Below are 555 nucleotides of genomic sequence, written 5' to 3'. Positions count from 1 at the left end.
CTGACCGGCCGGGTGGACGACTGGCGCCGCGAGTACGCGTACACGTTGGGGCAGCAGGCCTTCGTCTACGGCTTCCCCTACCTCTACAACGCAGAGCTTCGCCACCGTTGGGTGACCCAGAAGCCCGAGACGGAAACGACGCCCTACATGGCCGTCAACCACTTCTGGCATGCGCGCGGTCTCTGGGACGTCTCGGACAGGGCGGGCGTGTCACCCAACATCGACACGCTGTATTCCTGGGCGTGGGCGGACCTGCGGGAGGAGCCCCTCATTCTCTCGCATCCGGACATGGGCGCCCGCTACTTCACCTTCGAACTGGTCGCCTTCACCTCCGACAACTACGACTACGTGGGCATGCGGGCGACCGGATCGCAGGCCGGTGACTTCGCCCTCATCGGCCCGGGCTGGAGCGGGGACCTCCCGGAGGGCGTGCGCCGCACGGCGACCGCCCCCACCCCGTGGGTCCTGATCGTCGGGCGCACCCTCGTCGAGGGCGAGGAGGACCTCCCAGCCGTCCACGCGCTGCAGCGGCAGTACCGGCTGACACCGCTCCAC

The 555-nt window shown here is 68.8% G+C and carries 1 protein-coding gene; it reads left to right on the top strand.

Annotated features, from left to right (window positions below):
- Positions 1–555, top strand: a 555-nt coding sequence (locus IE258_RS40900) for a DUF1254 domain-containing protein (RefSeq protein ID WP_189750853.1), incomplete at both ends; no start/stop codon positions are given.

The sequence above is a fragment of the Streptomyces tendae genome, from assembly GCF_014650435.1.
Lineage (GTDB): Bacteria > Actinomycetota > Actinomycetes > Streptomycetales > Streptomycetaceae > Streptomyces > Streptomyces tendae.
This window is presented reverse-complemented; position numbering and strand designations above follow the sequence as displayed.